The following is a 9,416-nucleotide window of genomic DNA, read 5'->3' on the forward strand; positions in this document are numbered from 1 at the left end:
CAGCAGTCAACTGTGCGGCCCCGTCCGGCGTTCAGGTCAACAGGTCCCGGCGGTTCAGCTCTCCGCGCCGGCGCGCATGTCGCCCAGGTGGTGGACCCGGACCATGTTCGTCGTGCCCGGGACACCGGGCGGGGAGCCGGCCGTGATGATCATGATGTCCGACTCGCTGTAGCGCTGGAGCTTCAGCAGCTCCGCGTCCACGAGGTCGACCATCGCGTCCGTCGTCTCCACGTGCGGTACGACGAAGGACTCGACGCCCCAGCTCAGCGAGAGCTGGTTGCGCGTCGCCTCGTCCGACGTGAAGGCGAGGATCGGCTGACAGGTGCGGTAGCGCGAGAGGCGGCGGGCCGTGTCGCCGGACTGGGTGAAGGCGATCAGCGCCTTGCCGCCCAGGAAGTCCGCGATCTCGCAGGCCGCGCGCGCGACCGAACCACCCTGCGTACGGGGCTTCTTGCCCGGTACGAGCGGCTGGAGGCCCTTGGACAGCAGCTCGGTCTCGGCCGCGACGACGATCTTCGACATCGTCTTGACCGTCTCGATCGGATACGCGCCGACGGACGACTCCGCCGACAGCATGACCGCGTCGGCCCCGTCCAGGATCGCGTTCGCCACGTCGGACGCCTCGGCGCGCGTCGGGCGGGAGTTGGTGATCATCGACTCCATCATCTGGGTCGCCACGATCACCGGCTTGGCGTTGCGGCGGCACAGCTCGATGAGGCGCTTCTGCACCATCGGGACCTTTTCGAGCGGGTACTCGACGGCCAGGTCGCCACGGGCCACCATGATGCTGTCGAACGCCGCGACGACGGCCTCCATGTTGGCGACGGCCTGCGGCTTCTCGACCTTCGCGATGACGGGGACCCGGCGGCCCTCCTCATCCATGATCTTGTGCACGTCGTTGATGTCGTCCGCGTCGCGCACGAAGGACAGCGCGATCATGTCGCAGCCCATCCGCAGGGCGAAGCGCAGGTCCTCGACGTCCTTCTCGGACAGCGCGGGGACATTGACCGCCGTACCCGGCAGGTTGATGCCCTTGTGGTCGGAGATGACCCCGCCCTCGATGACCAGCGTCTTGACCTGGGGGCCCTCGACCTCGGTCACCCGGAGTTCGACGTTGCCGTCGTTGATCAGGACCTGGTCGCCCTTGGTGACGTCCCCGGGCAGGCCCTTGTAGGTGGTGCCGCAGATGCCCTTGTCCCCGGCGACATCCTCGGTGGTGATGATGAACTCGTCACCCCGCACCAGCTCGACGGGCCCCTCGGCGAAGGTCTCCAGCCGGATCTTCGGGCCCTGGAGGTCGACGAGCACGCCCACGGCCCGGCCGGTGGCCTCGGCCGCCTTCCGGACGCGGTGGTACCGCTCCTCGTGCTCGGGGTGGGATCCGTGGCTCATATTCAGTCGGGCCACGTTCATGCCGGCCTCGATGAGCGATTTCAACTGCTCGTACGAGTCGACGGCGGGGCCAAGTGTGCAGACAATTTTGGAACGGCGCATAAGGCGGATCCTATCGTTTTGTTTCGGCTCGGAATATTCCGTCTGGCGGAAAGTACAAATGGGCGGGGTGGCGCTCAGGCGTCGACCGAGCCGACCAAGGCGAAAGTCTGGCGGGCGATCTCCATTTCCTCATCGGTCGGCACCACGGCGACGGCGACGCGCGCGTGCTCCGGCGATACGAGGCGGGGCTCGCCGGACCGTACGGCGTTGAGTTCCGCGTCCACGACCAGCCCCAACTCCCCGAGCCCGGCGATCGCGGCGGCCCGTACCGGCGCCGCGTTCTCGCCGACGCCCGCGGTGAACACCACCGCGTCCACCCGGCCGAGCACCGCGTAATAGGCGCCGATGTACTTCTTCAGCCGGTGGATGTAAATGTCGAAGGCCAGCGTCGCCGCGGCGTCGCCCGCGTCGACCCGGCGGCGGATCTCCCGCATGTCGTTGTCCCCGCAGAGCCCGGTCAGCCCACTCTTCTTGTTCAGAAGTTCATCGATCTCGTCGGTGCCCATTCCGGCGACCCGCTCCAGATGGAAGACCACCGCCGGATCGATGTCTCCTGAGCGCGTACCCATCACCAGCCCCTCCAAGGGGGTCAGCCCCATCGAGGTGTCCACGCAGCGCCCGCCCGCGACGGCCGACGCGGACGCCCCGTTGCCCAGGTGCAGCACGATCAGATTCAGCTCCTCCGGCGCGCGGCCCAGCAACTCGGCGGCCCGCCGGGAGACATACGCGTGCGACGTGCCGTGGAAGCCGTAACGGCGGATCCGGTGCGCGTCGGCCGTCCCGACGTCGATCGCGTACCGGGCGGCGGACTCCGGCATCGTCGTGTGGAACGCGGTGTCGAAGACCGCGACCTGCGGCAGATCGGGACGCAGCGCCCGCGCGGTCCTGATGCCGGTGATGTTCGCCGGGTTGTGCAGGGGCGCCAGTGGCACCAGCCGCTCGATCTCCGCGAGCACGGCGTCGTCGATCACCGTCGGGGCGCTGAACTCCGGCCCGCCGTGCACCACCCGGTGACCGATCGCCGCCAGCTCGGGGGAGTCGAGGCCGATGCCGTCGTGGGCCAGTTCCCCGGCGACGGCCTTCAGCGCCGCGCCGTGGTCGGTGACGCGCTCCGTACGCTCGCGCGCCTCCCCGCCCGACGGCGTGTGCACCAGGCGGGACGCGCTCTCGCCGATGCGCTCGACGAGACCGGCGGCCAGACGGCTGCCGTCGCGCATGTCCAGCAGCTGGTACTTCACCGACGAGGAGCCGGAGTTGAGTACGAGGACTCGGGTGGCCTGCGAGGTCACGGGCGGGGGGCCTTTCACGAAGGGGGAGGGAGCGGTGTGCGGGAGCGGCGCGGGGTTACGCGTCGTCGCCCTGCGCCTGGACGGCGGTGATCGCGACGGTGTTCACGATGTCCTGGACGAGGGCGCCGCGCGACAGGTCGTTCACCGGCTTCCGCAGCCCCTGCATCACCGGACCCACCGCCACCGCGCCCGCCGAACGCTGCACGGCCTTGTACGTGTTGTTGCCGGTGTTCAGGTCGGGGAAGATCAGCACCGTCGCGCGCCCCGCCACCTCCGACTCCGGCAGCTTCGTCGCGGCGACGCTCGGCTCCACCGCCGCGTCGTACTGGATCGGCCCCTCGATCCTCAGCTCGGGCCGCGCCGCGCGCACCAGCTTCGTCGCCTCGCGCACCTTGTCGACGTCCGCGCCGGAGCCCGAGGTTCCCGTCGAGTACGACAGCATCGCGATCCGCGGCTCCACCCCGAACCGGGCGGCGGTCGCGGCGGCCTGCACCGCGATGTCCGCGAGCTGCCCGGCGTCCGGGTCCGGGATCACCGCGCAGTCGCCGTACACCAGCACCTTGTCGGCCAGACACATGAAGAAGACCGAGGAGACGCTGGACGACTCCGACTTCGTCTTGATGATCTCGAACGCCGGGCGGATCGTGGCCGCCGTGGAGTGGACCGAGCCCGACACCATGCCGTCGGCCAGGCCCGCGTCCACCATCAGCGTGCCGAAGTAGTTCACATCGGCCACCACGTCGTACGCCAGCTCCACCGTCACACCCCGGTGCGCGCGCAACTGCGCGTACCGCTCGGCGAACCGCTGCCGCAGCTCGTCCTTCGCCGGGTCGATCAGCTGGGTGCCCGCCAGGTCGATACCGAGATCGGCGGCCTTCTTGACGATGGTGTCGACGTCCCCGAGGAGCGTCAGGTCGCACACGTCGCGGCGCAGCAGCACATCGGCCGCGCGCAGCACCCGCTCCTCCGCGCCCTCCGGCAGGACGACCCGGCGGCGTACGGCACGGGCCTGCTCCAGCAGGTCGTGCTCGAACATCATCGGGGTCACCCGGCCGCTGCGCGCCACCGACATCCGGGCCAGCAGATCGCCGGTGTCCACGTACCGCTCGAAGAGGCCCAGCGCCGTCTCCGCCTTGCGCGGCGTATCGGCGTTCAACTTCCCCTCCAGGGCGAAGAGTTCGCCCGCCGTCGGGAAGGAGCCCGCGACCACCGAGATGACCGGGGTGCCCGGCGCGAGCTTGGAGGCGAGGGTGAGGACCGAGTCGGCCGGCCGCTCGTCCAGCGTCAGCAGGATGCCCGCGATGGGCGGTGTCCCCGCCGAGTGCGCGGCGAGCGCGCCCACCACCAGATCCGCCCGGTCGCCCGGTGTCACCAGCAGACAGCCAGGAGTCAGCGCGTTCAGCAGATTCGGCAGCATCGCGCCGCCGAAGACGAAGTCGAGCGCGTCGCGCGCCAGCCCCGCCTCGTCCCCGAGCAGCACCGTGCCGCCCAGGGCGCGGGTGATCTGCGCGACGGTCGGGGCGGCCAGCGCCGCCTCGTCGGGGAGGGTGTAGCAGGGGACCGGCAGCTGCGCCGCGAGCTGCGCGTCGATCGCGTCGCGGTCGTCGGGGGCGACCCGGTTCACGACCATCGCGAGGACGTCGCAGCCGAGCCCGGCGTACGCCCGGTGGGCGTTGCGCGCCTCGGCCTGTACGGAATCGGCGGGCTGGCCCTTGCCGCCGACCACGGGTATGACCGAGGCGCCGAACTCGTTGGCGAGGCGCGCGTTCAGCGACAGCTCGTCGGGCAGCTGGGTGTCGGCGAAGTCGGTGCCGAGGACGAGTACGACCTCGTAGTCCCGCGCCACCTCGTGGAACCGCCGGACGAGTTGCTGGACCAGCTCGTCCGTACCCCCGTCGGCCTGGATCCCGGCGGCCTCCGCGTAACCGAGGCCGTAGCCGGACGCCGGGTCCTGCGAGAGCCGGTAGCGGGCGCGCAGCAGGTCGAAGAGGCGGTCGGGGCCGTTCGCGTGGACCAGGGGGCGGAAGACGCCCACCCGGTCCACCTGGCGGGTCAGGAGCTCCATGACCCCCAGCTCGACGACCTGCCGGCCGTCGCCGCGTTCGATCCCGGTCACGTACACGCTGCGTGTCACGCGTGCTCTCCTGTTCGACGAAGATGGGGGCAGGCCGGGGGCCGGTGCGGCCCGGCAGTGGTGGGGCGGGAAGGGAAATTCCTGTTTCTGCTGTTAGGCCCGTTAGGGTGGCAAAGCCCTCTTGACAATACCTGTGGGGGTGGGTACGGCGCCTCCGAGACGGGTAGGCGGTACGGCCCGTGGCAGGCCCGCACCAGACCACACCCCGAGCGAGCAGGAGACACAGCGCGATGCGTATCGGAGTTCTCACCGCAGGCGGAGACTGTCCTGGCCTGAACGCCGTGATCCGTTCGGTCGTGCACCGCGCGATGACCGGACACGGCGACGAGGTCATCGGCTTCGAGGACGGCTTCAAGGGTCTGCTCGACGGCCACTACCGTCCGCTCGACCTGGACTCCGTCAGCGGCATCCTGGCGCGCGGCGGCACGATCCTCGGCTCGGCGCGGCTGGAGCGCGGCCGGCTGCGGGAAGCGGCCGAGAGCGCGGAAGAGTTGGGCCGAAAGTACGGCATCGACGCCCTCATCCCGATCGGCGGCGAGGGCACCCTCACGGCGGCCCGGATGCTCGCCGACGCCGGCATGCCCGTGGTGGGCGTACCGAAGACCATCGACAACGACATCTCGTCCACGGACCGCACCTTCGGCTTCGACACGGCCGTGATGGTCGCCACCGAGGCCATCGACCGGCTCAAGACCACGGCCGAGTCGCACCAGCGCGTCATGGTCGTCGAGGTCATGGGCCGGCACGCCGGCTGGATCGCGCTGGAGTCGGGCATGGCGGGCGGCGCACACGGCATCTGTCTGCCGGAGCGGCCCTTCGAGGTGGACAGCATCGTGAAGATGGTCGAGGAGCGCTTCGCGCGCGGCAAGAAGTTCGCGGTCATCTGCGTCGCCGAGGGCGCGCACCCGGCCGAGGGCTCGATGCACTACGTGAAGGGCGAGATCGACCAGTTCGGCCACGAACGCTTCGAGGGCATCGGCAACCGCCTCGCGGGCGAGCTGGAGCGGCGCATGGGCAAGGAGGCCAGGCCGGTCATCCTCGGCCACGTACAGCGCGGGGGGACGCCGACGGCGTACGACCGGGTGCTGGCGACGCGCTTCGGCTGGCACGCGGTGGAGGCGGTGCACAACGGCGACTTCGGCAAGATGACGGCGCTGCACGGCACGAAGGTGGCGATGGTGCCGCTGGCGGAGGCGGTCACCCGCCTCAAGACGGTGCCGGAGAACCGGATGTTCGAGGCGGAGTCGGTCTTCTAGGCCCGGGCGCCGGACAGGGCCCAGGGCCTGGGGGCCGGGCGGGCCGCTTGTCACGGTCCGCCCGGCGGTTCGGGCTTCCGGCCCGTCAGGCGGCCGGGGCCGTGGTTTCGAGCGCCGCTTCGAGGCGGGTACGGAGCGCCGTCAGGTCCGCGCCCGTCTCGCGGAGCAGCTGGGCCGCAGGGCCCTCGGGGTCGTCCAGCAGGACGGCCAGCAGGTGCGCCGTGCCGACCGTCTCGGCCTTCCGCTCGGCCGCCAGCAGCCGGGTCGCCGCCACCAGTTTGTCCGTGGCCGGGGTCCGCTTCAGGTCGCCCGGGACGGCGGAGTCCGCCGCCGGGCCGGCCGCCGCCGCTGCCGCGCGGACCAGATCCACCTGCCGTACGCCCGCCGAACGCAGCTCGTCCGCCGCGGAGTTCACCGCGAGCAGCTCGTCGGGCAGCGACAGCCCGGCGACGGCGAGCGCCCGGTCCAGGGCCTGCACGGCGAGCAGCAGATCGACCGGCTCCGTCGCCGGGCGGCCGTACCGTACGGCCTGCCGCCGCGCCTCGTTGGACAGCACCAGCAGGACCGGTGATTGGTCGCCGCTCCCGCGCGCCATCCACGACAGCATGCGCCGCGACCACCACACACCAGGTTCGCCCAGCAGCCCGGCCGTCCGCAGCACCTTGACGGAGCCGGTCACCGCGGCCGCCTCGGTGGGCCAGGGCTCGGCGCCCCCGCGTACCGCCTCGGCCTGCGCGTCCAGCGCGGTGGCCGCCGCCGTCACGTCCACCCGGTGGATCGCCAGCGCCTCCAGCGCCCGGCTGTCGGGGGTCTCCAGCAGCAGCGCCCGCGCCAGATGCCGCGCGTGCGCGTCGGGTGAACCCTCCTCGCGGGCCAGCCGCAGGGCGCCCAGCAGCGCCGCGCGCAGTGCGCCGGTCGGCCGGGGCGGCTCCGTCCCCTCCTCGCGCAGCGTCTTCGAGGAGTTGCCCGCCACCCACAGCGCCTCGCGCCACGCGGCGTCCGCCTCGATGACGTCGGCGGCGGCGTGCGTGTCGTCCGGGCCCTCGCTCCCGTCGGCCGGCCCGGTGGGGCCGCTGTCGTCGCGCGCCCAGTGCTCCTGCCCGCGGGCCCGGATCTCCCCACCGAGCGAGCCGGTCTCCCGGATGCCGCCGGGGACCAGGGTCTCGCCGGGCTGCTCCCCGTCGTCGAGAAGGGTGGAGAGGAGGTGCTCGGTGCCGATGGCGGGACCCGTGCGGCGGAACGCCTGCCGCACCGTCCGTGCCAGCAACTCGACCGCGTCCGCGCCGAATTCGGTCGTGGTGACGGTGGTCGGACCGGTGGCCTGGCGCTGCTCCATGGTGCGTCTCCCCTATTCGACTCCAGCGGACTACGTAGGGGAGGACGTCATTCCACCACCCGCCGGTTCAGTCGTGTCCGGAATCGGCGCAGGTGGGGGATGTGCACGGGCCCGGGCGGGACGCGCCTGCCCGTCCCGCCCGGTCTACCCCTTCACCGCTCCGCCCAGCGCGAAGCCCCCGCCCAGCCGGCGCGAGATCAGGATGTAGAGCAGCAGCACCGGCGTGGAGTAGAGGATCGAGAACGCCGCGAGCTGGCCGTAGACCACCGAGCCGTAATTGCCGAAGAACGTGAAGATCGATACGGACGCGGGCAGTTGGTCGGGAGTGAGCAGCAGCATGAAGGGGACGAAGAAGTTCCCCCAGAGCTGGATGAACGTGTAGATCATCACGACCGTCATGCCGGGCCCCATCAGCGGCAGCACGATCCGGGTCAGCGTCTGCATCATCGAGGCCCCGTCCGTCCACGCCGCCTCCTCCAGGACGGTCGGCACCCCGTCCATGAAGTTCTTCATCAGCCAGATGGAGAAGGGCAGTTGGGACGTCGCGAGAAAGAGCGCCGTGCCGTACATCGTGTCGACCAGATTGACCTGGACGAACAGTCCGTACACCGGGACCATGATCGCGGTGATCGGCAGACACGTCGTGAACAGGATGGTCAGCAGGTACGGGCGGCTGAACCGCGAGCGGTAGCGGGACAGCGGGTACGCCGCCAGCGCCGCGCACGCCACCGTCAGGATCGTCGCGCTGCCGCACAGCAGCAGGCTGTTGAGCATCGGCGTGAACGTGATCTCGTCCGTCAGCACCGCGCTGAAGTTCTCCGTGGTCGGCGACGACGGCAGCCGTACCCGCAGATCCGCCTCGGCGTCGATCGAGGACAGCACCAGCCACAGCAGCGGGAGCAGGAAGGCCGCGGCCACCACGGCCAGCGCGGCGTCCGAGGCGAGCCGGACGCGAGTGGCGCGCTTCATCACACCTCCACCTTGAGCAGACGCACATAGACGATCGAGAACAGCGCGCCCACGAGAAGCAGCAGCAGCGCGACCGCCGTGCCGTAACCGATCAGGCTCTTGAGGAACGCCTGGTCGTACATGAACACCGGCAGGGTCTGGCTGCGGTTGCCCGGACCGCCGCGCGTCATCGCCCAGATCAGTCCGAAGACGGAGAGGGTGGAGAGCGTGTTGAGCATCAGATTGGTGCCGATGGAGCGCCGGATCATCGGCAGCGTGATGTACCACAGCCGCCGTACCCCGTTCGCGCCGTCGACCTCCGCAGCCTCCGTGATCTCCTTCGGGATCTCGGACAGCGCGGCGGAGTAGATCAGCATCGAGAACGCCGTCCCGCGCCACACGTTGGCGAACGACACCGCCAGGATCGGCAGGGTGAACAGCCAGTTCTGGGACGGCAGATGGAGCCAGTCCAGGATGGCGTTGAGCGTCCCCTCGCGGCGGAAGAACGCGTACAGCAGGAACGCCGCCACGATCTCCGGCAGCACCCACGCCGCGATCACGACGGCGCCCGTGACGGTCCGCACCGGCCGGGACGCGGCCCGCATCAGGCCGGCCAGCGCCAGCCCGATGGTGTTCTGGCCGACGATCGACGACACGAAGGTGAAGACGAGCGTCAGCCAGACCGCGTTACGGAAGTTGTCGTCCGAGAAGGCCCGCCGGAAGTTGTCCAGACCGACGAAGTCCGACGTGGACGAGCCGGTCAACTGCGTGTTGGTGAAGGCGATCCAGACGCAGTAGCCGATCGGCCCGGCGAGGAACAGGAGCAGCAGCACGGTCGCCGGGGCGAGCGGCAGCCAGCGCAACGGGCGCGCCTTGCGGCCGTCGCGGCCGTCGTCACCCTTGCCCCTGTCCTTACGGCCGCCGGCCGGCACCGCGGGCGGCCCGCCCTTGCTCACCGG

7 protein-coding genes are annotated in these 9,416 nt (G+C 70.8%); 1 reads left to right on the forward strand and 6 read right to left on the reverse strand.

The annotated features are described in order from the left end of the window. Positions 1-54: 54 nt before the first annotated feature. The 3 genes from pyk to pta form a co-directional block, all read right to left on the reverse strand. On the reverse strand, positions 55-1,494 hold the full coding sequence (gene pyk / locus ACFUN8_RS35645) for a pyruvate kinase (RefSeq protein WP_383647121.1): 1,440 nt from the start codon (positions 1,492-1,494) through the stop codon (positions 55-57). A 74-nt stretch (positions 1,495-1,568) separates the two neighbouring features. Beyond that, positions 1,569-2,783 (reverse strand): acetate kinase, encoded by a 1,215-nt coding sequence (locus ACFUN8_RS35650; RefSeq protein WP_383647123.1) that lies wholly within the window; start codon positions 2,781-2,783, stop codon positions 1,569-1,571. A gap of 55 nt (positions 2,784-2,838) precedes the next feature. Further along, on the reverse strand, positions 2,839-4,917 hold the full coding sequence (gene pta / locus ACFUN8_RS35655) for a phosphate acetyltransferase (protein ID WP_383647126.1): 2,079 nt from the start codon (positions 4,915-4,917) through the stop codon (positions 2,839-2,841). Between the two features lie 230 nt (positions 4,918-5,147). Between pta and ACFUN8_RS35660 the strand changes: the two genes are divergently transcribed. Then, positions 5,148-6,173: an ATP-dependent 6-phosphofructokinase gene (locus ACFUN8_RS35660; RefSeq protein ID WP_383647128.1), complete on the forward strand. Its 1,026-nt coding sequence runs from the start codon at positions 5,148-5,150 to the stop codon at positions 6,171-6,173. 85 nt (positions 6,174-6,258) lie between these two features. Here the strand turns inward: ACFUN8_RS35660 and ACFUN8_RS35665 are convergent, their stop codons facing one another. The 3 genes from ACFUN8_RS35665 to ACFUN8_RS35675 all read right to left on the reverse strand — a co-directional run bounded on the left by ACFUN8_RS35665 (position 6,259) and on the right by ACFUN8_RS35675 (position 9,389). After that, positions 6,259-7,509: a Clp protease N-terminal domain-containing protein gene (locus ACFUN8_RS35665; protein ID WP_383647131.1), complete on the reverse strand. Its 1,251-nt coding sequence runs from the start codon at positions 7,507-7,509 to the stop codon at positions 6,259-6,261. A gap of 144 nt (positions 7,510-7,653) precedes the next feature. Next, a complete protein-coding gene (locus ACFUN8_RS35670; RefSeq protein WP_383647133.1) occupies positions 7,654-8,478 on the reverse strand; it encodes a carbohydrate ABC transporter permease in 825 nt (274 codons plus the stop codon). Beyond that, on the reverse strand, positions 8,478-9,389 hold the full coding sequence (locus ACFUN8_RS35675) for a carbohydrate ABC transporter permease (protein WP_383647137.1): 912 nt from the start codon (positions 9,387-9,389) through the stop codon (positions 8,478-8,480). The genes ACFUN8_RS35670 and ACFUN8_RS35675 overlap by 1 nt, the downstream gene beginning before the upstream one ends. Positions 9,390-9,416: the final 27 nt, after the last annotated feature.

It is taken from the genome of Streptomyces sp. NPDC057307 (genome assembly GCF_042667665.1).
In the GTDB taxonomy this organism is placed as follows: Bacteria; Actinomycetota; Actinomycetes; order Streptomycetales; family Streptomycetaceae; genus Streptomyces.